Source organism: Bradyrhizobium sp. HKCCYLS1011, from assembly GCF_051167795.1.
Classification (GTDB): Bacteria; Pseudomonadota; Alphaproteobacteria; order Rhizobiales; family Xanthobacteraceae; genus Bradyrhizobium.
Genome location: NZ_JBNPTT010000007.1, coordinates 215,743 through 238,286, shown reverse-complemented (window position 1 = coordinate 238,286; position 22,544 = coordinate 215,743). Strand labels below are relative to the sequence as shown.

At 64.8% G+C, this 22,544-nt stretch carries 22 protein-coding genes and 1 pseudogene; 14 read left to right on the top strand and 9 right to left on the bottom strand.

What is annotated here, in order from left to right; all coding sequences use genetic code 11:
* Positions 1-9 precede the first annotated feature (9 nt).
* On the bottom strand, positions 10-1,065 hold the full coding sequence (locus tag ACQR1W_RS24325; protein WP_434853176.1) for an isocitrate/isopropylmalate dehydrogenase family protein: 1,056 nt from the start codon (positions 1,063-1,065) through the stop codon (positions 10-12).
* 183 nt (positions 1,066-1,248) lie between these two features.
* Here ACQR1W_RS24325 and ACQR1W_RS24320 point away from each other — a divergent pair, with 183 nt between their 5' ends.
* From ACQR1W_RS24320 to soxA, 8 genes are all read left to right on the top strand, one after another.
* Positions 1,249-2,652: an MFS transporter gene (locus tag ACQR1W_RS24320; RefSeq protein ID WP_434853175.1), complete on the top strand. Its 1,404-nt coding sequence runs from the start codon at positions 1,249-1,251 to the stop codon at positions 2,650-2,652.
* Between the two features lie 164 nt (positions 2,653-2,816).
* Positions 2,817-3,266 carry a (2Fe-2S)-binding protein gene (locus ACQR1W_RS24315; RefSeq protein WP_434853174.1) on the top strand — a complete coding sequence of 150 codons (450 nt, stop codon included), beginning with the start codon at positions 2,817-2,819 and terminating at the stop codon, positions 3,264-3,266.
* 11 nt (positions 3,267-3,277) lie between these two features.
* Complete coding sequence (locus ACQR1W_RS24310) at positions 3,278-5,461, top strand: molybdopterin cofactor-binding domain-containing protein (protein WP_434853173.1); 2,184 nt, start codon at positions 3,278-3,280, stop codon at positions 5,459-5,461.
* Positions 5,462-5,523: 62 nt separating this feature from the next.
* The gene (locus ACQR1W_RS24305; RefSeq protein WP_434853450.1) at positions 5,524-6,801 is read left to right on the top strand and encodes an FCSD flavin-binding domain-containing protein; all 1,278 of its coding nucleotides are present in this window, start codon (positions 5,524-5,526) and stop codon (positions 6,799-6,801) included.
* 4 nt (positions 6,802-6,805) lie between these two features.
* On the top strand, positions 6,806-7,243 hold the full coding sequence (gene soxX, locus ACQR1W_RS24300) for a sulfur oxidation c-type cytochrome SoxX (protein ID WP_434853172.1): 438 nt from the start codon (positions 6,806-6,808) through the stop codon (positions 7,241-7,243).
* Between the two features lie 15 nt (positions 7,244-7,258).
* Positions 7,259-7,738, top strand: coding sequence for a SoxY-related AACIE arm protein (locus ACQR1W_RS24295; RefSeq protein ID WP_434853449.1), 480 nt, complete (start codon positions 7,259-7,261; stop codon positions 7,736-7,738).
* Positions 7,738-8,055: a thiosulfate oxidation carrier complex protein SoxZ gene (gene soxZ, locus ACQR1W_RS24290; protein ID WP_434853171.1), complete on the top strand. Its 318-nt coding sequence runs from the start codon at positions 7,738-7,740 to the stop codon at positions 8,053-8,055. The genes ACQR1W_RS24295 and soxZ overlap by 1 nt, the downstream gene beginning before the upstream one ends.
* A complete protein-coding gene (gene soxA, locus ACQR1W_RS24285; RefSeq protein WP_434853170.1) occupies positions 8,052-8,831 on the top strand; it encodes a sulfur oxidation c-type cytochrome SoxA in 780 nt (259 codons plus the stop codon). The genes soxZ and soxA overlap by 4 nt, the downstream gene beginning before the upstream one ends.
* Positions 8,832-8,834: 3 nt before the next feature.
* Here the strand turns inward: soxA and ACQR1W_RS24280 are convergent, their stop codons facing one another.
* Positions 8,835-9,794, bottom strand: coding sequence for a LysR family transcriptional regulator (locus ACQR1W_RS24280; protein ID WP_434853448.1), 960 nt, complete (start codon positions 9,792-9,794; stop codon positions 8,835-8,837).
* Between the two features lie 100 nt (positions 9,795-9,894).
* Between ACQR1W_RS24280 and ACQR1W_RS24275 the strand changes: the two genes are divergently transcribed.
* From ACQR1W_RS24275 to ACQR1W_RS24265, 3 genes are all read left to right on the top strand, one after another.
* Positions 9,895-10,320, top strand: a complete 426-nt coding sequence (locus ACQR1W_RS24275) for a DoxX family protein (protein WP_434853169.1) — start codon at positions 9,895-9,897, stop codon at positions 10,318-10,320.
* 72 nt (positions 10,321-10,392) lie between these two features.
* Positions 10,393-10,866 carry a DsrE family protein gene (locus tag ACQR1W_RS24270; RefSeq protein WP_434853168.1) on the top strand — a complete coding sequence of 158 codons (474 nt, stop codon included), beginning with the start codon at positions 10,393-10,395 and terminating at the stop codon, positions 10,864-10,866.
* On the top strand, positions 10,859-11,473 hold the full coding sequence (locus ACQR1W_RS24265) for a TlpA disulfide reductase family protein (RefSeq protein WP_434853167.1): 615 nt from the start codon (positions 10,859-10,861) through the stop codon (positions 11,471-11,473). The genes ACQR1W_RS24270 and ACQR1W_RS24265 overlap by 8 nt, the downstream gene beginning before the upstream one ends.
* Positions 11,474-11,536: 63 nt before the next feature.
* Here ACQR1W_RS24265 and ACQR1W_RS24260 read toward each other — a convergent pair whose 3' ends face one another.
* From ACQR1W_RS24260 to ACQR1W_RS24250, 3 genes are all read right to left on the bottom strand, one after another.
* The gene (locus ACQR1W_RS24260) at positions 11,537-13,195 is read right to left on the bottom strand and encodes a regulator (protein WP_434853166.1); all 1,659 of its coding nucleotides are present in this window, start codon (positions 13,193-13,195) and stop codon (positions 11,537-11,539) included.
* Positions 13,196-13,215: 20 nt separating this feature from the next.
* On the bottom strand, positions 13,216-13,920 hold the full coding sequence (locus ACQR1W_RS24255; protein WP_434853165.1) for a cysteine hydrolase family protein: 705 nt from the start codon (positions 13,918-13,920) through the stop codon (positions 13,216-13,218).
* A 373-nt stretch (positions 13,921-14,293) separates the two neighbouring features.
* Entirely contained in the window at positions 14,294-15,190 is an 897-nt protein-coding gene (locus tag ACQR1W_RS24250) for a LysR family transcriptional regulator (protein WP_434853164.1), read from the bottom strand.
* Between the two features lie 113 nt (positions 15,191-15,303).
* Here ACQR1W_RS24250 and ACQR1W_RS24245 point away from each other — a divergent pair.
* Together ACQR1W_RS24245 and ACQR1W_RS24240 are read left to right on the top strand one after the other, a co-directional pair.
* A pseudogene (locus ACQR1W_RS24245) lies at positions 15,304-15,731 on the top strand (SDR family NAD(P)-dependent oxidoreductase).
* A gap of 48 nt (positions 15,732-15,779) precedes the next feature.
* On the top strand, positions 15,780-16,163 hold the full coding sequence (locus ACQR1W_RS24240; RefSeq protein WP_434853163.1) for a nuclear transport factor 2 family protein: 384 nt from the start codon (positions 15,780-15,782) through the stop codon (positions 16,161-16,163).
* 854 nt (positions 16,164-17,017) lie between these two features.
* Here ACQR1W_RS24240 and ACQR1W_RS24235 read toward each other — a convergent pair.
* Positions 17,018-18,055 (bottom strand): S1C family serine protease, encoded by a 1,038-nt coding sequence (locus tag ACQR1W_RS24235; protein ID WP_434853162.1) that lies wholly within the window; start codon positions 18,053-18,055, stop codon positions 17,018-17,020.
* Positions 18,056-18,139: 84 nt separating this feature from the next.
* Positions 18,140-18,751 (bottom strand): TetR/AcrR family transcriptional regulator, encoded by a 612-nt coding sequence (locus ACQR1W_RS24230; protein ID WP_434853161.1) that lies wholly within the window; start codon positions 18,749-18,751, stop codon positions 18,140-18,142.
* Between the two features lie 96 nt (positions 18,752-18,847).
* Here ACQR1W_RS24230 and ACQR1W_RS24225 point away from each other — a divergent pair, with 96 nt between their 5' ends.
* A complete protein-coding gene (locus ACQR1W_RS24225) occupies positions 18,848-19,417 on the top strand; it encodes a hydrolase (protein ID WP_434853160.1) in 570 nt (189 codons plus the stop codon).
* A 98-nt stretch (positions 19,418-19,515) separates the two neighbouring features.
* Here ACQR1W_RS24225 and ACQR1W_RS24220 read toward each other — a convergent pair whose 3' ends face one another.
* Together ACQR1W_RS24220 and ACQR1W_RS24215 are read right to left on the bottom strand one after the other, a co-directional pair.
* Positions 19,516-20,769, bottom strand: coding sequence for a c-type cytochrome (locus tag ACQR1W_RS24220; protein ID WP_434853159.1), 1,254 nt, complete (start codon positions 20,767-20,769; stop codon positions 19,516-19,518).
* 8 nt (positions 20,770-20,777) lie between these two features.
* On the bottom strand, positions 20,778-22,544 hold the full coding sequence (locus ACQR1W_RS24215) for a GMC family oxidoreductase (protein ID WP_008971007.1): 1,767 nt from the start codon (positions 22,542-22,544) through the stop codon (positions 20,778-20,780).

The following is a 22,544-nucleotide window of genomic DNA, read 5'->3' as shown; positions in this document are numbered from 1 at the left end:
CCTGTCGTGCTATGTTAAGCGTGCGGCGATCGCCGCGCCTGCCGCCGCAGTGCCGAGGGAGCCACCGACGTCACGGCTCGCCTGTCCCTCCGCGATCGCCTTCGCCACCGCCTTTTCGATCGCGTCGGCTGCAGAGATAAAACGCGGAGCACCGATACGCTCGCCATGCCAGGACAGCAGCAAAGCGGCCGAGAGAATGAGCGACACCGGATTGGCGACATCCTGTCCGGCGATATCGGGCGCCGAGCCGTGGGCGGCCTGTGCCATGGCGTAGTTAGCGCCCCTGTTGAGCGAGCCGCCAAGGCCGAGGCTGCCGGAGAGCTCGGCGGTGAGATCCGAGAGGATGTCACCAAACATGTTGGTGGTCACGAGAACGTCGAAGCGGCGCGGCTCGCGCACCACATGCGCCATCATGGCGTCGACCAGCACCTCCTCGACCACGAGCCCCGAGTAGCCGAGCGCTATCTCCCTGCAGATGTCGAGAAACAGGCCGTCGCCCATCCGCAGCACATTGGCCTTGTGGACGATGGTGAGGTGCTTGCGCCTGACCATCGCGAGCTCACAGGCAACCCGCGCGATCCGTTCGCAGCAGTGCCGGGTGATCCGCCGCAACGACACCACGACATCAGGCGTGACCTTGAACTCGGCATTGCCCTCCTCCATATTGCGATCGGCATAGAAGCCTTCGGTGTTCTCACGCACCACCACCAGATCGAATTCGCCGACGCGGTGGGGGCGGCCGGCATAAGTGCGCGCCGGACGGATGTTGGCGAACAGATCGAGGTTCTTGCGAAAATAACGTGATGGATTGATCTCGCCGCGCGCCTCGTCCTTGAAGTCGAAGGTCGCGGTCGGCCCGAGGATCAGGCCATCGGCGGCCCGCACGATCTCGAGCAGGTCGGGCCGCACCGTGGTGCCGAACTGCGCAAGGCTCGCATGTCCGACAGCATGCTCGTCGAGCATCAGGCCCAGCTGAAACTGTTCGGAGGCGGCACGCAGCACGTGCGACGTCGCCGCTGCAATCTCCGGCCCGATGCCGTCACCCGGTAGAACAACGATCCGCATCGCTCACTCCTCCGCGCCTGAAGCTGCGGTCGTTTGAGCATGACGACGGGCGGGACGCCAGCGGTGCCGGAGCTACCTCAGCGCATACCGCCATGCGCCGGCATGACTTAAGAGACCGGGCTGTCCGGTGTACACGCTCAAGGACGCGATCCCGCGGAGCAAAGGCCCAAGGAAAAACCAGGGATGTCCAATCGCCACCACGCCCAGCGGCACGGAAATCCCGGTGACATCTCCGATGGCCTGCCCGAGGGACGCAGGAGATGGGCGGTCGCCGCGATCTTCACCGCGCTCGCGATGGCTTCGCTCGACACCGCAATTGCGAATATTGCCTTGCCCGCGATCTCGGCGGATCTGCATGTCAGCGCGGCTGATGTGGTCTGGGTGGTCAACATCTATCAGATCGCGCTGGTCGCGACCTTGCTGCCGCTCGGTGCGCTCGGCGAGATCGTCGGCCATCAGCGGATCTATCTCGGCGGCCTCTTGCTGTTCACGCTCGCCTCGGTCGGCTGCGCGCTGGCCTGGTCGCTGCCCAGCCTGGTCGTCGCCCGCGCGCTGCAGGGCTTGGGCGCCAGCGGCATCATGAGCGTGAACACCGCGCTGGTCCGCTTCGTCTATCCCGGCAAGATGCTGGGCCGCGGCCTTGGCCACAACGCGCTGGTGGTCGGGATTGCCTTCACGTTCGGGCCGACCATCGCATCGGCCATTCTTGCGCTCGGCTCCTGGCCGTGGCTGTTCGCGGTCAATCTGCCCTTCGGTCTGGTCGCGATCGTGATCGGGCTGAGGATGCTGCCGCGAACGCCGCGCGCCGAGCATCGCTTCGACTTCTTGGGTGCCGCCCTGGCCGCCGCCTGCCTCGGCCTCTTCATCACCGGGATCGGCAGCGCCGCCCACGGAACCGCCCTGCTCGTGGTCGCGCTCGAGCTCGCAGCCGCGCTTATACTCGGGGTGATCCTCAACCGCCGCCACGCCAATCACCCGGCCCCGATGCTGCCCATGGACCTGTTCCGCCGCGGCATGTTCGCGCTCTCGGCTGCGACCGCCGTGTGCTCCTTCTCGGTGCAAGGTCTCGGCTTTGTGTCGCTGCCGTTCTATTTCGAGGACGTCCTGCAGCGCTCGCAGGTCGAGACCGGGTTCTTCATGACGCCCTGGCCGCTGGCGGTTGCCATCATGGCGCCGATTGCCGGCCGGCTGTCCGACCGCTTCCCCGCGGGGCTCTTGGGCGGCATCGGCCTCGTCATGCTCGGGACCGGCATGGCACTGCTCGCGCTGTTGCCGGACAATCCGAGCATTCCGAACATCGTCTGGCGCATGCTGATCTGCGGCGTCGGATTCGGCTTCTTCCAGGCGCCGAATATGAAAGCCATCATGTCGAGCGCGCCGCCCCATCGCAGTGGCAGCGCGAGCGGCATCGTCGCCACTGCTCGGCTCACCGGCCAGACCACCGGCGCGGCGCTGGCCGCGCTCTGCTTCAGCCTCGCCGGCCACGAAGGCGCAACCTTGGCGCTGGCGCTGGGCGCCGGCTTCGCCGGGCTCGGCAGCGTCATGAGTTTTCTGCGCCTCGCTGTTGCGCCACCGCGTGCTACATAGGCGGCAGCTGTTTGCACGCACACGAGGTGCCGACACGACGGCCAACACCGCGAGATCAAATCTCTTCCCAACTACAAACGCAGATTCTTGATTTGAAGGATTCCAAGGTTCGGGCCACAGTGGCCGCAGTTCAACTGGCGCGTTGAACGAACCGGGGATATGCGATGGCAAACCTGACGATCAATGGAAAATCCTTCACGCTCGATGTCGAACCCGATACGCCGCTTTTATGGGCGATCCGCGAAAACGCCGGACTGACGGGAACTAAATATGGTTGCGGCATCGCACAATGCGGTGCCTGCACCGTGCATATGGATGGCGCGGCCGTACGCTCCTGCGGCGTCAGCGTCTCCGAAGCCGAAGGCAAGCAGATCACCACCATCGAAGGTCTCGCCAGCGAAGGCGTCCTGCACAAGGTGCAGCAGGCCTGGCTCGACAATGACGTTCCGCAATGCGGCTATTGCCAGAGCGGCATGATCATGGCGGTTGCGGCACTCCTGAAGGACAATCCGAAGCCGACCGACCAGGACATCAACGACACCATCACCAATATCTGCCGCTGCGGCACCTTCCAGCAGGTGCGCGACGCGATCCACGCCGCGGCGAACGCGTGAGGGAGGCCATCATGAATCAGCACGTGACGCCTCAGCTCAACCGTCGCGCCTTCGTCATTGGCACCGCCGCGCTTGGCGGTGGTCTTGCACTCGGGCTCGACATTCCATTCGGCGGACCTCAGATCGTTCGCGCCGCCGATGGCACGCCGGAGGTCAATGCCTGGGTGGTGATCCGGCCCGACGACACCGTCGTGATCCGGATCGCCCGCTCCGAGATGGGCCAGGGCACTCTGACCGGGCTCGCGCAGCTGGTGGCCGAAGAGCTCGCTTGCAACTGGAGCAAGGTGACGACGGAGTATCCGACGCCCGGGCAGAACGTCGCCCGCAAGCGCGTGTGGGGCGATTTCTCGACCGGCGGCAGCCGCGGCATCCGCACCTCGCAGGAGTACGTCCGCAAGGGCGGCGCCACCGCACGCATGATGCTGATCCAAGCGGCTGCGAACGAGTGGAAGGTGCCGGTCGCCGAGTGCACGGCTGCCAACAGCGTCATCACCCATTCGCCGACGGGCAGGACCACGACCTACGGCAAGGTCGCCGAAGCCGCCGCCAAGCTTGCCCCGCCCACTGACGTCAAGCTGAAGGATCCCAAGGACTGGACCCTGATCGGCAAGGGCGTGAAGCGGCTCGATACGCCCGACAAGGTCACGGGCGCGATGACCTACGGCATCGATATCAAGCTGCCGGGCATGCTGAATGCCGCGATCAAGGACTGTCCGGTCACCGGCGGCAAGCTCAAGAGCTATGACGAAGCCAAGATCGCCGGCATGAAGGGCGTCAAGAAGGTGGTTGCCGTCGACGGCACGGCGGTGGCCGTGATCGCCGACACCTGGTGGCATGCGAAGACCGCGCTCGATGCCTTGCCGATCGTCTGGGACGAAGGCCCGAACGCCAAAGTATCCTCCGCGTCGATCGCGCAATGGCTCGCCGAAGGCCTCGACTCCGGGCCGGCCTATGTCGGCAATGAGAACGGCGACGTCAAGGCCGCGCTCGCGGGCGCCGTGAAGAAGGTCGAGGCGGTATACAACTATCCCTATCAGAACCATGCCAACATGGAGCCGCTGAACGCGACCGCACTCTACACGGCCGACAAATGCGAGGTCTGGTGCGGCACTCAGAATGGCGAAGCGGCGTTCGCCGCGGTGCTGGAAGCGACTGGCTTCCCGGCCGAGAAGTGCGAGGTGCATAAGGTCATGCTCGGCACCGGCTTCGGCCGGCGCGGTCAGACCGACTATGTCCGCCAGGCCGTGCAGATCGCCAAGCAGATGCCGGGCACACCGATCAAGCTGCTATGGTCGCGCGAAGAAGACATGACCCATGGCCGCTATCATCCGATCACCCAGTGCAAATTGACCGGCGGCTTCGACGCCGACAACAACCTCACCGCCCTGCACATCCGGATCTCCGGGCAATCGATCCTGTTCAGCCTGCGCCCCGAGGCGCTGGTGAACGGCAAGGATCCCGCGACCTTTGCCGGGTTCAATGCCTCGGGCGATGCTGTCATCGGCTATTCGGTGCCGAATCTCCTGATCGAGCATTCGATGCGCAATCCTCATATCATCCCAGGCTTCTGGCGTGGTGTGAACGTGAACCACAACGCGATCTATCTGGAATGCTTCATGGATGAGCTTGCCAATGCGGCCGGCCAGGATCCGCTCGAATTTCGGCGCAAGCTGATGAAGGATCATCCGAAGCATCTCGCGGTCCTGGAGGCGGTGGCCGACAAGATCGGCTGGGGCACGGACGCGCCGCAGGGCGTCTATCGTGGCCTGGCACAGCTGCATTCCTACGGCAGCTACGTCGCGGCGGCCGCCGAGATCTCGGTCACTGATGGCAACAAGATCAAGGTGCAGCGGATCGTGGCGTCGACCGACCCCGGCTACGTCGTCAATCCGGCACAGGTCGAGCGGCAGATCGCGGGCTCCTTCGTCTACGGCCTCAGCGGCCTGTTCTATGGCGGCTGCACCGTGAAAGACGGCCGCATCGAGCAGACCAACTTCGACACCTACAACTCGATGCGCATCAACGAGATGCCGAAGGTGGAATCGATCCTGATGCCGAGTGGCGGCTTCTGGGGCGGGGTCGGCGAGCCCACCATCAGCGTCGCCGCGCCGGCGGTGCTGAACGCCTATTTCGCGGCCACGGGGAAACGGATCCGCTCGGTGCCCTTGCGCGACCAGAACATCAGCTTTGCCTGATGCGAGATGGCGGCGACCTCGTTACAGGCGGCCGCCGCCATTGATAGTATGAAGTCATGTCAATGATCTCACCGCCGCGGGCGACGCGGAGACAAGCCGCAGGCCTCCTTGCCGCGAGCGCCATCGCGCTCGCGTTGCCGCATGTCGCGCGCGCGCAAGCTTCCGCGCGCATCGTTGTGATCGGCGGCGGCTTTGGCGGCGCCAGCTGCGCGCGGGCGCTGCGCAAGGCTGATCCACGGCTCTCCGTGACGTTGGTCGAGACCAACGCGACCTTCACCTCCTGTCCCCTGAGCAACGAAGTCATCGCCGGCCTTCGCGACCTGTCTGCACAGCAGTTCTCCTACGACCGGATCGCGGCCGACGGCGTGCGCGTCATCGCCCAGGCGGCGACTGCGATCGATGCGCATGGCCACAAGGTGACGCTCGCCGACGGCAGCTCGCTTTCCTATGACCGCCTTGTGCTCTCGCCCGGCATCGATCTCGATTTCACCGCGCTGCAGGGCTACGACGAGGCCGCCTCGACGAAGATGCCGCATGCCTACAAGGCCGGCGAGCAGACGCTGCTCCTGCGCCGGCAAATCGAGGCGATGGAGGATGGCGGCACGGTCGCGATCGCGGTTCCCGCCAATCCCTCGCGCTGCCCACCCGCACCTTACGAGCGTGCCAGCCTGATCGCGCACTATCTCAAAGCGCGCAAGCCGCGATCGAAAGTGCTGATCCTCGACGCCAAGGACACCTTCTCGCAGCAGAAGTTATTCGAGCAGGCCTGGGAGGCGCTGTATGGCAGCATGATCGAACGCATCTCGCTGTCGCAGGGAGGACGGGTCACCGACGTTGAGGTTGCGACCGGCACCGTCATCACCGAGTTCGGCAACTACACTCCCCAGGTGACGAATATCATCCCACCGCAGAAGGCCGGGCGCATCGCCTCGCTCGCCGGCGCCACCGACCACACCGGCTGGTGCCCCATTGATCCCGTCACTTTCGAATCCAGGCTCGTGCCCGACATCCATGTCATCGGCGATGCCTGCCTCGGCGGCGGCATTCCGAAATCAGGCGCCGCGGCGCGGGCCCAAGGCAAGGCCTGCGCTGCCGCGATCGTCGCGCAGCTCGCGGGCAAAACGCCGGAGGCGCCGACACTGAACGGCATCTGCTACAACACCGTCGCGCCGGGTTATGCGTTCTCGCTCGCCGGCGTCTATCAGCCCAAAGGCGACATCTTCGCCGAGGTCGAGGGCGGCCGAACCAGCCCGGTGGATGCGCCGCGCGAGATGCGCGCCAAGGAGGCGCAGGACGCGGAGGCCTGGTTCAAGAGCCTGACAGGTGACATCTTTGGCTAGGCGTATGGCTGCGATCGCCTGCTGTTTCCTGGCAGCCGCCCTGCCCCACGTCGCGGTTGCGCAGGCACTCGCGTCCTACAGCATCGCTGGCGACGGGATCGCAGAATCCTTGACGGGACAGCCCGGCGACGCCGTCCGCGGACGCGCGCTGGTCGCCGACCGCAGTTCCACCTGCATCCTCTGTCACGCCGCTCCGCTGCCGGAGGTGCGGTTCCAGGGCGACCTGGCCCCGAACCTCGCGGGCGTCGGCAGCCGCTGGAGCGTTCCGCAGCTGCGCCTGCGCCTGGTCGATGCCTCGAAGTTCAAGTCGGACACCATCATGCCATCCTATTATCGCGCGGACGGGCTGACGCGGGTCGGCCGCAACTGGCAAGGCAAGCCGATCCTGGGCGCGGAACAGATCGAGGATATCGTGGCCTATCTCGCAACCCTACGTGACTGAGACCATATGAAGCGCATGGCCAACATGTCAGACATCTCGCGCCGTCACGTGCTGCAGCTGGCAGGAAGCGCCGCGCTGTGCGGCGGCTTGCCGATCGTTACCGTGCGCCCGGCGCAAGCGACACCGGCGATGCTGTCCTCGGCAATCCGCAACCTGGTCGGCGAAGCGACCGTGCAGCAGGGCAAGGTCAAGCTCGACATTCCGCCACTGGTCGAGAACGGCAACACCGTGCCGATGACGGTCAGCGTCGACCATCCGATGACCGAGGCCGACTACGTCAAGAGCATCCATGTCTTCAACGAGAAGAACCCGCAGCCCAATATCGGCAACTTCTACCTGACGCCGCGGGCCGGACGGGCGCAGGTCGCGACCCGCATCCGGCTCGCCGACAGCCAGAAGGTGGTCGCGATCGCAAAATTGTCCGACGGCTCGTTCTGGCAGACCAGCGCGGACGTGATCGTCACGCTCGCCGCCTGCACCGAGGAGGTGCCCTGATGGCAGCCCTGGTCAATGTGCCGCCGAAGGCCAAGCGCGGCGCCGTCATCGAAATCAAGGCCTTGATGAGCCACATCATGGAGCCGGGCTATCGACGCACCGCAGCCGGCGAGCTGATCCCGCGCGACATCATCACGAGCTTCAGCTGCCGCTTCAACGGCGCCGAGATCTTTCGCGCCGACCTGTTCCCGGCGATATCAGCCAATCCCTTCATGTCGTTCTTCACGATCGCGACCGAGAGCGGCAAGTTCGAGTTCGAATGGATCGGCGACAACGGCTTCGTCGCCAACGCTGCTGCTAACATCACGGTCGAATGATGCGGTTGCGCGCGGCCGTTCTCGTGTTGGCTGCGCTCGGCGCCCTGCCCGTGCTGGCCGCCGAAATCCCTGCCGCGGACCGACGCTCGGGCTATAGCTTCATGTCGTCAGACAGCAAGGCGATGCAGGACGACGACACCGCCAATCCCGGCATGCTGGCCGTGCTCGAAGGCGAAACGCTGTGGCAGGCCAAGCAAGGTGATGCCGGCAAGGCCTGCGCTGATTGCCATGGTGATGCTCCGACAACCATGAAAGGCGTCGCGGCGCGCTATCCCGCCTTCGATGCCGCGCTCGGCCGCCCGGTCGATCTCGAGCAGCGCATCAATATCTGCCGCAGGGATCACCAGCAGGCGAGCCCGTTCGGCAACGAGAGCCATGAGCTCCTCGCCCTGTCCGCCTATGTCGCGCAGCAATCGCGCGGGCAGCCGATCACCACGGGGGACGATCCCGCGCTGGCGCCGTTCGTTGCCAAAGGACGTGAGCTGTTCATGCAGCGGCAGGGCCAGCTCAATCTCGCCTGCACCAATTGCCATGACGATAACTGGGACAAGCACCTCGCGGGCTCCGCGGTCACGCAGGGACAGCCGACCGGCTACCCGATCTACCGGCTGGAGTGGCAGGCCATGGGCTCGCTCCAGCGACGGATCCGCGGCTGCATGACCGGCGTGCGCGCGCAGGCGTTCGACTTCGGCTCGCCGGAGATGGTCGCGCTCGAGCTCTATCTGATGTCCCGCGCCCACGGCATGCCGCTGGAGACGCCCGCGGTGCGGCCTTGAGCGCTACGCGTTCTTTTTTCGGATTCGTTTGGCCGGACTGATCGGCGGGGTGGTGGCCGGTTTCGCGCCGAGAGAGGCCTGCTTCAGCCGCGGATCGGCGGCGACGAAATCGATGAAGGTCCGCACCTTGGCCGAAAGATATTTCCGGCTGGGATAGACCGCGAACAAGGGCGCCTCGATCCTGATCCATTCCGGTTGGACCGGCTCGAGCCGCTTGCGCGCGAGGTCCTCGGCGATCAGCCATTCCGGCAGGACGGCCATGCCCATGCCGGCCAGCGCGGCCAGATGCAGCAGCGTCTCATTGCCGCTCGACAGCACCTCGTCGAACACGATGGTCTCCTCGCCGTCAGGCCCCTCCACATTCATCGTGCGCGCCGGATACAGCGCATATTTGAGCAATGCGTGCCCGTTGACGTCGGCGAGCGATCTCGGCCGTCCGGCGCGAGCGAGATAGTCCGGCGCTGCGACCAGCAGCATCGGCATCGTTGCGAGCGGACGCGCGATCAGGCCTTCGGCGAGCGAGGGGGTGACGCGGAGCGCGAGATCGAAACCCTCATCGATCAGGTTCACCAGCCGCCCGCTGAGATCGATCTCGAGCTTCACCTGCGGATAGCGCGTGCGGTAGTCGGCAAGCAGACCGACGAACAGCGGGTTGGCGAACCAGACTGGCGCGCTCAGCTTCAGGGTGCCGTGCGGGATCACGGTTGCCTTGCTGACGACAGCTTCGACCTCGTCGAGCGAGTCGAGCATCTGGCGCGTCTGCTCGAAGTACAGCGCACCGGCTTCGGTGAGGCCGACCCGCCGGCTGGTGCGATTGAGCAGCCGCGTCGACAGACGCCGCTCCAGTTGCATCACATGCTTTGAGGCCATCGCCGGCGAAAGGCCGAGCCGCTTGGCTGCCGCGGCAAAGCTCCTCAGCTCGGCGACCGCACAGAACACCCTTATACCGGCCAGCGCATCCATGATCATCAACTATCAGGAAATGATGCCTCAACGGATAGCACAATGATCAAACGGCAGGAAATCATCAAATAGCGGGACGTCAACCCTTCCGGAGACCACCATGTCGACCACCACGCTTGCTCCCGCTCAATCCTCGCTTGCGCTCCGCATCGGCCTCTGGATCGCGCAAGGTCTGATCTTCGTCGCCTTCGGTTCGGCCGGGTTGATCAAGCTGTTCACGCCGATCCCGCAGCTTGCGGCGATGATGCCGTGGGCCGGCGACTACTCCGAGACTTTCGTGCGGGTGATCGGCCTGATCGACCTGGCCGGTGCCGTCGGCATCCTGCTGCCGGCGCTGACGCGCATCATGCCCGCGCTCACCGTACTGGCCGCCCTCGGCTGCGCCGTCCTGCAGGTCTTTGCCATGACGTTCCACATCTCCCGCGGCGAAGCCGCCGTCACGCCCATCAACCTCGTACTGCTGGCGCTCGCCCTCTTCGTGCTATGGGGACGCAGCCGCAAGGCGCCGATCCTGCCGCGAACCTGACGCTCTCCTGGCCAGCACATACCGGCGATCAACACTCATCGTCGGCACTTTGTAACGACGAGGCTCCTTTCGATGAGCGATCCGACAAACGATCTTTCACGGCGCGGCTTCCTCGCCGGAGCACCGGCGGCGATCGGGACGGCGGCGCCAGCCGTCCCGATTCCCCCTCCCCGTCACGCAAGCCATGGGATCGTCATCTTGATCGATCGCAACGATCCGCATGTCATGGGACACGCCATCAGCTACTCCGCCAATCTCTCCAAGCACTTTGCCAGTAAGCGACAAACACTGCCGATCGAGGTGGTCGCCAATGGCCAAGGGATCGACATCTTTCGCGCCGATAGATCACAGCTGAAGGAGCCGCTGGCGGCGGTGCGCCAGATGTATCCCAACATCGCCTTCAGCATGTGCGCGTCCTCGAAAGCGATCGCCGAAGCCAAGGAGAACATCACGATCCAGCTGATCGATGGCGCGCAGCTGGTGCCGTTCGGAATCGGCCGCGTCGCCGAGTTGCAGATGAAGGGGTGGGCTTACATCCATGGCTGATCAGATCGCTCCGCTCGGGCCGCTCCGAGCGCGACGGCAGCTGCTGCTGAACGGAGCCGGGTTCGGACTCACGCTGCTCCTCGCCGCGCGTGTGCGCGCCGAGGAGCCGAACCCGCCGGTGTTCGGCACGGCGCGCAGCCAGTTCATTATTGTCCGGCCCCGCACGCCCTTGGCGCCGCTCCGGCTCCAGGACCTGGCCGGCAAGGAGGTCGTGCCGGCGACCAAGCCGGGCCACGTCACGTTGGTCAATCTCTGGGCCACCTGGTGCGCCGCCTGCAGGATCGACCTTCCGGCCTTGGCCGACCTGGAGCGGCAGCGGATTCTCGGCCTCGACATCTGGACCATCTGCACCGACGCGCGCGCCCCAAAGGACATCCGCCGCTATGCCCAGGACGTCGCGATGCCCCGGCAATCCTTTGCCGATCCGCATTCATCGGCGACCAACGCGGCCGATAGAAACGCTTCGAGGTTTGCATTGCCTGCGATGCCGATCACCTATCTGATCGGGACCAGCGGCCTGATCGAGGGCTACATCACCGGCGCGCCCGAATGGCTCTCGCCCGCCGGCGATGCACTGCTCCGCTACTATCTGGATCGGCAGGATTGAGCGTTGGTAGCGAAGCCGGCCGCGCTGCTGCGACCGGCTCGAACACGAGTTCGTCTTTGGGCGCTACTCCGCAGGCGCGGCCACCGGCATCTCCGGATGCGAGACGTAGTGCGCGCTGGCGCCGACCTTGCTCAACCAAAACAGCCCGGCCGCGACGACGGCATAGGCCAGCGCCACGGCGGGGGTCACGCCGAGGCCACCGCCAACGCCGACCGCCTCACCATGCATGAAGCCGAAATAGGTCATCACGGCGCCGGCCAGCGCGAAGGCCGACGCCTTGGCAAAATCGCGCTCGATCACGAACACGCCAATGGCACCTAACACGAGGCCAGCGAGGATCGAGCCTCCACCCATCACTTCGAGCCCGTGATAGAGCACACCCTGCTGCGGCAAAGCGGCGATCGCCGCGGTCTTGACCGCGACAGCCTTGTCCGGCGCCATGCCGCCGACCGCCTGCGCCGCCGTCAACGTCGACGCCAGCATGGTGTCGATCTGGAGCTTGGCCCAGGCCGCCAGATGCGGCGTGAAGGCGAGCACGATCGCCGGCGCATGCTTGACCGGCGTGGTCTGGAACGCCTGTGCCCCGATCAGCATGCCGATATAGAGCAGGATCGGCGAGATCGCCACGACAGGCACCAGCGCCAGCAGCACCGAGATGATACCGAGCCATGACAACAGGATCACCATGAGTCCGGTCGCGGCGGAATAGCCGATCCGCCCGCCCATCGCCTTCCAACCGGGATGGCCAATATAAACAGCGTTGATGAAGGGGTTACCCATCAGGCAGCCGATCAGGCTGACCACGCCATCGGCCGTCAGCACCCGGGTGGTCGGATACTCATCGCCGGCGGCTTCGGCGCTTTCGACATTGTCCATGGCCTCGACGAGATCGTAGATGCCGAACGGGATCGCGGTGACCAGGATGACGCCGAGATATTCGAAGCCGGAGAACACGGTGTTGAAGGCCGGCACCGGCACCGAGAAGCCGAAATTGGCGAAGGCGTCACCGACACCCTTGAGGCTGAGGCCGCCGAGCCCGAGGCCGAACAGGTTGGAGCCCCAGCCGATCACCATGCCGGCCGCGATCGCGACCAGGCCCGCAGGCAGCCCCTTCGGATATTTCACCCCGCCGAACCAGCTCACCAGGATGATGGCGAAGCAGACCAGACCGATCTGCGGCGTCATGTACATCTCGAGCGCCGGACGCATCGAGATGAAGGTGATGGAGACGCCGGCCAGGGTGCCGAGCAGCGCGGCGCGCGGCGTGATCTGCCGGATGTAGGGCGCGACGAAGCCGCCGATCATCAGGATGAAGCTCTGGAAGAACACCCAGACCAGGCCCGCCGACCAGCCTTTCATGGGATCGCCGGTCTTCAGCGTGATCGGCAGCATGATCACGAAGGTGACGATGAACATGTGCGGCACGCTGACGCCAGAGGGCAGCGCGCAGACGTCCGTGCGGCCGGTCTTCAGCGCCAGACGATAGGCCAGGAACGCGTAGTAGAACGTCGAGAGGCACATCATCAGCCCCAGCGCCGGCAGGATGCGACCGAACACCAGGCTGTCAGGCATCTTCAGCACGAAGCGCAACAGGCCGGTCAGCACCAGCATGTTGACGAGGATGTTGGTGCCGAAGCCGAAAAACGCATTCCAGTCGCCTGAAGTCCATAAGACCGGCTTGAAATCCGCGCGCACCGCGCCTGCCGTCCCACTTGCGCTCATCGCATTGCTCCCCGTGCTGTTTAGGCGTTCAACGTCTCCAAACTCATCGCTGCCAGAACGGCGGTGGAATCGGCGACCCAGCCGAAGATGCCGCCCTGGGCCTTGATCATCCGTAGGCCCATCTCGTGAAATTCAGGGAAGTAGGAGGCGCAGCCGTCCGAGATGACGACGCAGCGATAGCCGCGGTCATTGGCCTCGCGCACGGTGGTGTTGACGCAGACTTCCGTGGTCACGCCGCACACCAGGAGATTGGCGATCTCTTGCTGCTTCAGCACGTCGCCGAGCTCGGTGGCGTAGAACGCGCCCTTGCCCGGCTTGTCGATCACGACTTCGCCGGCGACGGGATAAAGCTCGGGAATGATGTCGTGGCCCGGTTCGCCGCGGATCAGAATGCGCCCCATCGGCCCCGGATCGCCGATGCGCAAGGACGGTGCGCCGCGCTCGACCTTGGCGGGCGGCGCATCGGAAAGATCGGGCTTGTGGCCTTCGCGGGTATGGATGACCAGCATGCCGGCGTTGCGCGCCGCGGTCAGCAGATCGGCAATCGGCTGCACCGCGCGCGCAAGCTGCGATACGTCGTTGCCGAGTGTCTCGCCGAAGCCGCCGGGCTCCATGAAGTCGCGCTGCATGTCGATGATGAGAAGCGCGGTCTTCGACCAGTCGAGACTGATCGGCTCGGGCTCGGCCATCACCGTGCCTGTGGCGGCTAAGAGTGAGCTCGTCATGGCCGACGCTTCCCCCGCGCAAGAGATCTCTCAAGGCACGGTCAAGCAAGCGCTATGCCATTGTGTACAATGCAGCAGAGCGCACCAGGGATTAGAAAGCTGTTTTCAACTCAAGTGCTTACGGCCGTTTCTGGCGTTGCTTCTTCAATATGCAGCCGGGGAGATCAAGGCTTTGCGCTCATTTCTTGAGCTATCATGCATGCAAGGCCGCAGCATTGCCCAAAAGCCATGCTGCAAAAGACAACGGAGGTGTCGCGACGCTTTACTGCATCACGATGCCGCTCTGTCCTGGGCGTGACCTTCTGGATCGTCATGCTTTCGATCATGTGGCGCGCATCGGGCTCGTCGCCTCGTCGCACGGGGACCGACGATGCTAGATCGATGACTTGGGAAACCCCGCTGCGAGATGGTCAATGAGCGCTCGGACAGCGCGAGGCAGACCACGGCGCGTGGTGAAGACGAGATGCACGATACCCCGGTGGCCGCGCCAGTCTGAAAGGACATGAACGAGCTTGCCTTGGCCAAGCGCCTCCCGGCAGAGCTGATCCGGCAGCAGCGCGACGCCGAGTCCCGCGACCGCCGCATCGCGTACCGCGCCAAAGTCGCCGCATCCCATGCGTGGTTCATGCCTGTGAACACGAGCGCGTCCGTCATCCGTCTCCAGATGCCATTCGACCAAAACATCGTCATCGGACGTCGCGAGCGTCGGAAGCGCAGCGAGATCGTCCAGGGTCTGCAGCCGGCTTGCAAGCTGCGGGCTCGCCACGAGGATGCGCGTGGATGTCCCGAGCGACCGCATCGTAAGAGCTGCGTCACCGACGAGCACAGAACGAACACGCAGGGCCACATCGATCCGCTCTTCGATCAGGTTCACGGGCCGATCAATGGCGATGAGTTGCAAGCGCACCTTGGGATAGCGAGCCAGGAAGCTCGACACGAGCCCGGATATTTCCGCCACCATGCCGGTCGGGCAGCTGAAACGAATGCGGCCATGGGGCTCTGCCTGCGCTTGCGTCACGAGTGCCTCGGCCTGTTCGGCCTCCGCCAGGATTGCACGGCAGCGCTCGTAGAAAGCCTGGCCCAGTTCGGTGACGCGAAAGCGTCTGCTCGATCGCTCGATCAGGCGCAGGCCCAGACGCTCCTCGAGCCCGGCAATCCGCCGGCTCAGTTTTGATTTGGGCTCGCGCAAGGCCCTCCCGGCGGCAGCAAATCCGCCATGCCCAACCACCTGGGCAAAATAGGCGAAGTCGTTCAGATCGGCCTTGATCATCGTTCCTTTCATAGAACGCTGCGTACCATATCTCCCAACTACTCGCATCATCGTTCTGCTCATATCTTCAACGGTAACGACGCTTCTGCCGCAGGCTTCAAAGGAGACGGACGATGACCAAGAGATTCAACGACAAGGTTGTGGTGGTGACCGGGGGCACGAGCGGCATCGGCCTTGCGACCGCGAGGGCTTTTGCGGCCGAGGGCGCCTCGGTGTTCGTGACCGGCCGCCGTCAGGACGCACTTGACGCCGCGGTGAAGTCGATCGGCGGTCGCGTGACGGGCGTGCGCGGCGATATGGCGAATCTCGCCGACATCGACCGGCTCTACGACACCGTTCAGCAGAAGCATCAACAGATCGATGTGATCTTTGCCAAGAGCAGGCAGAGAGCACGAAGACTTATCTCGCGGGACTGATCCCGACCGGGCGCGTCGGCCAGCCCGATGAGATCGCAAAAGCCGTGCTGTTCCTGGCCTCAGACGACGCGAGTTTTGTTAACGGCGTCGAGCTCTTCGTCGACGGCGGGCAGACCCAGATCTGAAGCGGGCCGCGCAGCACGCCTTACAACTGATGGAATCGGAGCAAGACGATGACCGAAACTCGTGAAACAGCAGATCGCATCCACGAACTGCTTCACCGCAACCTTCAGGACGTTTTCGGCGAGGCCGACGCAAAGCGCCGCCGCGCTGCAATCGCTGAGCTCTGGACGGAGAACGGAGTCTTGTACGTCCCGACGGGCGTCTTTGTCGGCCGCGACGCGATCGACAAGTTCGCAGGTGAACTGCGCGCAACTCATCCCGATTTCATTTACACGCCGATCGGCGAGCCACAAGCGCTTCACAACGCTGGACGGCTGGCCTGGGGATCTGGTCCGCGCGGCGAAGCGTTCGATTATACCGGATGGGATGTCATCATCGCCCAGGATAATAGGATCGCCGCCCTTTATGTATTCCTTGATCCGCCGGGCAAGTGAAGATCGCCCCAGCGGGAAGAGTCGGTCGCAGCTGAGCGGAACGCGGGGCGCGAGCATAAGCTCCTGCGTTTCACACAAGCCAGTTCGGATGATCGTCGCGATTTCGGAAAAAAATAAATCTATTGCGATTTTCCAGAAATCATGATTGTATACGCGCATCCTGCCTCACTGCGGAGGGGCGTTGCGCGCGATCGTCACGACACGCGAGGCGGGGAGCGATGGCCGCGATGGAGCCGCAGCGTGTCTTTGGGCGCGCCGACGAACGGCTTTGCTGCGGACGTGAAGTCGCAGCGTCCCGATACCCCGACGCTGGTATCACCGCGCAACGCGCGCAAGCGCGTTGTCGCTAAGCGACGAGGCTTCGCCTCGCGCGGAGGTGGCCAACAAGCCCGGCGCACCAGGGAGACTGCGTATAAGCGTTAAGACCGTCGCGCAGGGAATGCCGGATGTTCGGCTAAACCTGTGGTACCTGCCGCCTGCATTTTTTTCGCAGGCGGGCCATGGGTGAGGCCTTCACCCGGCATTCCCTGCGCCCTCTGCTTGCTTGCGAGGGGCGACTGATTGCAGAGCTCGGGCACGGTGTGCCGCGGGAACGTGCTTGTATGTCCGCTGCTGTTTGAAACGTGAATCCGCATCCTCTTCTGCTGTCGTCCCGGGCAAGCCGCGACGCGCGACAGCGCTTCGCGGCGCCGACCCGGGACCCATACTCCGCGGCGGATGTTGCGTGCGAGCTAGCCAACGCGCCTGCCCCAAACTACTCCCTGGGGTTATGGGTCCCGGCGCCGCGTGCGCAATTGCGCACTAGGCCGGGACGACAGCGGTGTTCGTGGCCTCAGCTCAACATCTCACGAACATCAAGACGCCAGCTGCCGTGAGGCCGGCTTGCGCTCGATCGGATGAATGTCGATGCCGCGCAAACGGCCGAGCCGCAGCACATCCATCGCGAGCGTCCGATCGATCCGGTCGCGGTCGAGCACCCGGATCAGGTCGTCGACACCATTGATCTCGACGCCATCGAGCCTGATCACGACGTCGCCCGGCAACAGGCCGGCGCGCGCCGCCGGACTGTCCGGCTCGATCTGCATCAGCAGCGCGCCCATCTTGTTGTCGACACCCGCCAGCACCGCATGGCGCCGCGGGACCGGCGCGGTCTGCCCGGAGACGCCGATATGGGCGCGGCGGACATAGCCGTGACGGATGATCTCCGACAGCACGAACTGCGCAGTGTTGCTGGCGACCGCAAAGCAGATGCCTTGCGCGCCCTGGATGATGGCGGTGTTGATGCCGATCACCTCGGCCGCCGACGACACCAGCGCGCCGCCGGAATTGCCGGGGTTGAGCGCCGCATCGGTCTGGATCACGTCCTCGATCATGCGTCCCGAGACCGAACGGATCGAGCGGCCCAATGCCGAGACGACGCCGGCGGTCACGGTCGATTCGAAGCCGAGCGGGTTGCCGATCGCGACCACCAGCTGGCCGCGTCGCAGCTTCTTGGAGTTGCCGAGCGAAGCATAGCGCAAGTCGCGCGCATGGTTGGCACGCAGCAGCGCCAGATCCGTATCCGGATCGACGCCGAGCACCTGCGCATCGGTGACAACGCCTTCGGTGTCTCGCAGCCGGATCGCTTTGGAGCTGCCGACCACATGGCTGTTGGTCAGCACCAGGCCGTCCGGCGAGATGACGATGCCGGAACCGAGGCCGCCGCGCTCACCGCGACTACCCGCTTTCGGGCCGGTCTCGACGCGCACCACCGCGGGTCCGACACGCTCGGTGACGTCGATGACGGCATTGGAATAGGCGTCCAGCAGCGCCTGATCATCGGCGGGGGACGCGTCAGACGCTTGCGCCGGCGACACTCCGTCGCCGGCGACATCAGAGGTAAAGTCCAACATGGCGATTTTTCCTTCGCCACATCAGATGGGTAAGTGCCACCTCTCGTGCAAGAGACGACTTTGGTCGCGGCGAGCACAGTTCGGTCACGACCGCATGATGCGTGCTGCGAGGTAGAGCTCGATCAGCCGGCGCGTCTCATCAAGCACGGCTGCGTCGGCCCATTCGGCATTGACCGCGATCACCTTGACAAGGCCGAGCAGCATTTTGGCTCTGAGCTCAATCTCCGCCGGCGCCAGATCCGGGTTTGCGGCGCCAACCACCGCGCCCAGGCGATCCAGCATCAGCGCACGAATGCGCGCGCGCTGGGCGCCGGTGTTGCTGCGCGCCTCGACCAGATTGACGGCCGCGGCGCGGTCGTCGGCACGCGCCAGCATTGCATCGAAAATGCCCCCCGCCAGTTCCGCAGCGGACAGCGTGGATGCGCGGTCGGCCAATTCCGACAGATCGTGGTCAAGGCGTTCGCCGTAGCGGGCGAGCAGCGCATCGGCCAACAGCTCCTTGGTCGGAAAAAATCGATAGAGCGATCCGATCGCGGTGCTGGAGCGCGCGGCGATCTCCGTCATGGTCACCGCGTCGTAATCGCGCTCGGCGAACAGGGCGGTCGCCGCGTCCAGGATGACCGCGACGCGCAGATGCCCCCGCTGCCGCGTGGGCTGCGTCGCCGGCGGGATCGCTCTTGTTTTTTGCGAGGACATCCTCAACTATCCTATTTGAGGGTTTCCTCAAATATAACCCATCCGTCCCGGCGGTCACCTCCTCCGATCACCGGACCAGCAGAAAGCCGCGCCGTCATGATCAAACTCGACCCGAAAACGACCGCTCTGGTCCTGATCGATCTCCAGAACGGCATTGTCGGCCTGCCGCTCGCGCCTCGGACCGGCCCGGACGTCGCGCAGCGCAGCCTCGAGATGGCCGGTCGCTTCCGCGCCGCCGGATCACCGGTCGTGCTGGTCAACGTGGGCTTTGCGGCCGACTTCGCCGACGCACTGTCGCAACTGGTCGATCAACCGATGGCCCGGCCCGAAGGCGGCCTGCCGGACAGTTGGAGCTCATTGGTCGATGGCCTCAAGGAGGCTGGCGATCTCACCATCACCAAACGGCAATGGGGCGCGTTCTACGGCACCGAGCTCGATCTGCAGCTGCGGCGCCGCGGTGTGAAGACGATTGTACTTGGCGGCATCGCGACCAATTTCGGCGTGGAGTCCACCGCGCGCCAAGCCTGGGAGCACGGCTATGCCGTCGTCATCCCTGAAGATCTCTGCACCAGCGTGTCTGAAGAGCTGCACCAGATGACAGTGCGCAACATTTTCCCGCGCATCTCGCGCGTGACCCGAAGCAATGATCTCGCCTTCGCCGCCTGAGCGGTCCACGCCTGGCAAGAAAAAATCCATCACGGCGAGTTCGCTCGCCGCGATGGATCGATGGTCGAATGTGGCGCGTGCGCCTTAAGCGCGACGGATCAGTCCGCCGCCCCCGTGACCTTGCCGCGCACGGTCTTCACCGTATCGGCCGTCACCGGCGAGGCAGCATTGCCCCAGCTGTTGCGGACATAGGTGACGACAGCTGCGATCTGCTCGTCGCTCAGGCGGTAGCCGAACGACGGCATGGTCGGAGCGGTCGGATGCGTCGCGGTCGCCGCCCCCTGCCCGCCGGTGACCACGATGTGGATCAGCGAGGCCGGATCGTCCTGGGTCGCGACCGTGGCGCCCGCGAGCTTCGGGAACACGTTCGGAATGCCCTCGCCGCTGCGGACGTGGCAGGCCGCGCAAGTGTCGACGAAGATCGCTTCGCCCACCTTCATCCGGCTGTCGCTGGCGGCGACCGGACTTGGCGCCGACGGACCGGCTGCGCCGCGCTCCTTCAGGTACACCGCCATCGCCTTCAGGTCGGCATCCGGCAATTTGGCGGTCGAGTTCTCGACCACGTCCTTCATCGGACCCGAGGCGATCACGCCACGCGCCTGTCCGGTCTTGAGATATTGCACGATCTCCTCGACCGACCATTTGCCGAGCCCCGCCTGCGCATCATTGGTGATGTTGGGCGCGGTCCAGTTGTCGACCACCCCGCCCTGCAGATAGCGATCGGCCTTGTTGGCGCCGAAGGCATTCAGCGGCGTGTGGCAGGCGCCGCAATGGCCGAGACCTTCGACCAGATAGGCGCCCCGATTGTACTCCTCCGATTTGTTGGCATCGGACTTGAACTCGCCGGGCGTGAAGAACAGCCCGTTCCACACCGCCATCGAGCTGCGGATGTTGAACGGGAACGGCAGCGTGCTGCGGTTGACACTGTTCGATACCGGCTCGAGCGAACGCAGATACGCGAAGATCGCATCCGAATCCGCGCGCGTCACCTTGGTGTAGTAGGTGTAAGGAAACGCCGGATACAGCCGCGTCCCGTCGGGACGCCTGCCGTCGTGCATGGCGCGGGCGAAATCGTCGGCGGTCCAGCTGCCGATGCCGGTCGTGCTGTCGGGCGTAATGTTCGGCGTCACGATGGCGCCGAACGGAGTCTGCAAGGCGAGCCCGCCGGCGAACGGCGTGCCGCCCGGCGCGGTATGGCAAGCGACACAGTCGCCGGCCGTGACCAGCGCCTTGCCGCGCGCGATCTCGACCAGATTGTCGGGATCGGCCAGCGCCGCACCGGGGGCGACGAGCAAGGCCAGCGTCAGCAGAGGACGCAGCCGGGAGCGCCGCTTGGTAGCGTCTTTCTTCACGATCGAGCTCATTGCTGCACCAGTGCCCCAGGCGATTTCAGATATTTGTTCTGGATGGCGTCGAGCGCCCAATAGGTCAGCGCGCCGACAGTCCCGGTCGGGTTGTAGCCAGCGTTCTGCGGGAATGTGCAGGCGCCCATCACGAACACATTGGCCACGTCCCACGACTGCAGATAGCGGTTGACCGCGCTGGTCTTGGGATCAGCGCCCGTCACCGCGCCGCCGGTGTTATGCGTGCTCTGATAGGGCACGACATTCCAGGGCGTGGTGAGGCGGTTGAGCTGAGTCGTCTTGGCGCCCATCGCCTTGGCGATCTCCTCGCAACGCTCGGCCATCCAGTTCGCCATCTTGATCTCGTTCGGCTGGAAGTCGAACGTCATCCGCATCAAGGGCCGTCCGAGCTGATCCTTGTAGGTCGGATCGAGGTCGAGATAGTTGGCGCGGTAGCTCATCACGCTGCCCTGCGCGCCGACATTGGTGACGCGCTGATAGGTGTCGCGCACCGCCTTCTTCCAGGCGGAGCCCCAGGTCGGGGTGCCGCGCGGCGTCGGGCGATACATGATCGGCCGGCCGTTGGTGTAGGCATTGGTGATCGAGGCACCGCCGACGAAGCCGTGCGGACCGTGATCGAAATTGTCGCTGTTGTAGTCGTCGAGTGCTGCGCCAAGCGAACCGGCCGCCGCGAACGGGTTGAAGTTGACGTTCTCGAAGAACGCCGTTGCGCCCGATCCGGTCTGATAGGCGTAGTTGCGGCCGACCACACCTTCGCCGCTGCTGAAATCATACGGCTTGCCGATGCCCGACAGCAGCATCAGCCGCACGTTGAACAGGCCATAGGCGCAGAGCAGCACGAGGTCGGCGGGCTGCTCCCACTCCTCGCCATTGGCGTCGATATAGGTGACGCTCTTGGCCATCTTGCCGTCACCGCTGAGGTTGACCTTAGTCACCTCGCATTCGGTCCGCGCCTCGAAATTCGGCTCGCGGACCAGCGCCGGCAGCACACAGGTCTGTGGCGACGACTTCGAGTAGTTCGAGCAGCCGAAGCGTTCGCAGAAGCCGCAATAGGTGCACGGCGCCATGCTGCATCCGTACGGGTTGGTGTAGGCGGTCGAGAGGTTCGCCGACGGCCGCGGGAACGGGTGCAGGCCCATGCCGCTTGCTGCCTTCGTGAACAGCTCCTGCGAATAGCCCTGCTTCATCGGCGGGGTCGGATATTCGCGCGAACGCACGCCCTCGAACGGATTGCCGCCGGGCTGGACCTCGCCCTTGAGATTGCCGGCCTTGCCGGAGATGCCGAGAACATATTCGAACTTGTCGTAGAACGGCTCGAGCTCGTCGTAGCTCATCGGCCAGTCCTGGATCTGATTGCCTTCAGGCAGGAAGCCGGCACCATAGCGCTCGGTCAGGTGGCTGCGGATGCGGAGGTCGTCCGGGAGGAAGCGCCAGGTCTGACCGTTCCAGTGCGACCCGGCGCCACCGACGCCGTTGCCCGGCAGGAAGCTGCCCCAGCGGCGGATCGGCAGCGCGGCCTGCGACGAGTTGTTGCGCATGGTCAGCGTTTCCTGCCGCGGGCGCAGGAAGATGTCGTGGCGGACAGCGTAGCGCAGCTCGTCGGGGGCGGTACCGATGTTGAAATCGGTGGCGGTGTCGCGCCAGGGGCCGCGCTCGATCGCGACCACCTCGAGGCCTGCGCGGGCAAGCTCAAGCGCCATGATCGAGCCGGTCCAGCCAAGACCGACGATCGCAACATCCTTGCGTGGAAGACGGCGGGCCAT

Coding starts and splice junctions, on each gene's coding strand:
- ACQR1W_RS24230 (WP_434853161.1), bottom strand. CDS start 18,751: ATGTCCTCGCAAAAAACAAGAGCGATCCCGCCGGCGACGCAGCCCACG.
- ACQR1W_RS24260 (WP_434853166.1), bottom strand. CDS start 13,195: ATGAGCGCAAGTGGGACGGCAGGCGCGGTGCGCGCGGATTTCAAGCCG.
- ACQR1W_RS24225 (WP_434853160.1), top strand. CDS start 18,848: ATGATCAAACTCGACCCGAAAACGACCGCTCTGGTCCTGATCGATCTC.
- ACQR1W_RS24305 (WP_434853450.1), top strand. CDS start 5,524: ATGATCTCACCGCCGCGGGCGACGCGGAGACAAGCCGCAGGCCTCCTT.
- ACQR1W_RS24275 (WP_434853169.1), top strand. CDS start 9,895: ATGTCGACCACCACGCTTGCTCCCGCTCAATCCTCGCTTGCGCTCCGC.
- ACQR1W_RS24270 (WP_434853168.1), top strand. CDS start 10,393: ATGAGCGATCCGACAAACGATCTTTCACGGCGCGGCTTCCTCGCCGGA.
- soxA (WP_434853170.1), top strand. CDS start 8,052: ATGATGCGGTTGCGCGCGGCCGTTCTCGTGTTGGCTGCGCTCGGCGCC.
- ACQR1W_RS24310 (WP_434853173.1), top strand. CDS start 3,278: ATGAATCAGCACGTGACGCCTCAGCTCAACCGTCGCGCCTTCGTCATT.
- ACQR1W_RS24240 (WP_434853163.1), top strand. CDS start 15,780: ATGACCGAAACTCGTGAAACAGCAGATCGCATCCACGAACTGCTTCAC.
- ACQR1W_RS24255 (WP_434853165.1), bottom strand. CDS start 13,920: ATGACGAGCTCACTCTTAGCCGCCACAGGCACGGTGATGGCCGAGCCC.
- ACQR1W_RS24320 (WP_434853175.1), top strand. CDS start 1,249: ATGTCCAATCGCCACCACGCCCAGCGGCACGGAAATCCCGGTGACATC.
- ACQR1W_RS24215 (WP_008971007.1), bottom strand. CDS start 22,544: ATGGCCCGCCGTCTTCCACGCAAGGATGTTGCGATCGTCGGTCTTGGC.
- ACQR1W_RS24295 (WP_434853449.1), top strand. CDS start 7,259: ATGGCCAACATGTCAGACATCTCGCGCCGTCACGTGCTGCAGCTGGCA.
- ACQR1W_RS24315 (WP_434853174.1), top strand. CDS start 2,817: ATGGCAAACCTGACGATCAATGGAAAATCCTTCACGCTCGATGTCGAA.
- ACQR1W_RS24325 (WP_434853176.1), bottom strand. CDS start 1,065: ATGCGGATCGTTGTTCTACCGGGTGACGGCATCGGGCCGGAGATTGCA.
- ACQR1W_RS24235 (WP_434853162.1), bottom strand. CDS start 18,055: ATGTTGGACTTTACCTCTGATGTCGCCGGCGACGGAGTGTCGCCGGCG.
- ACQR1W_RS24250 (WP_434853164.1), bottom strand. CDS start 15,190: ATGATCAAGGCCGATCTGAACGACTTCGCCTATTTTGCCCAGGTGGTT.
- ACQR1W_RS24265 (WP_434853167.1), top strand. CDS start 10,859: ATGGCTGATCAGATCGCTCCGCTCGGGCCGCTCCGAGCGCGACGGCAG.
- soxZ (WP_434853171.1), top strand. CDS start 7,738: ATGGCAGCCCTGGTCAATGTGCCGCCGAAGGCCAAGCGCGGCGCCGTC.
- soxX (WP_434853172.1), top strand. CDS start 6,806: ATGGCTGCGATCGCCTGCTGTTTCCTGGCAGCCGCCCTGCCCCACGTC.
- ACQR1W_RS24280 (WP_434853448.1), bottom strand. CDS start 9,794: ATGGATGCGCTGGCCGGTATAAGGGTGTTCTGTGCGGTCGCCGAGCTG.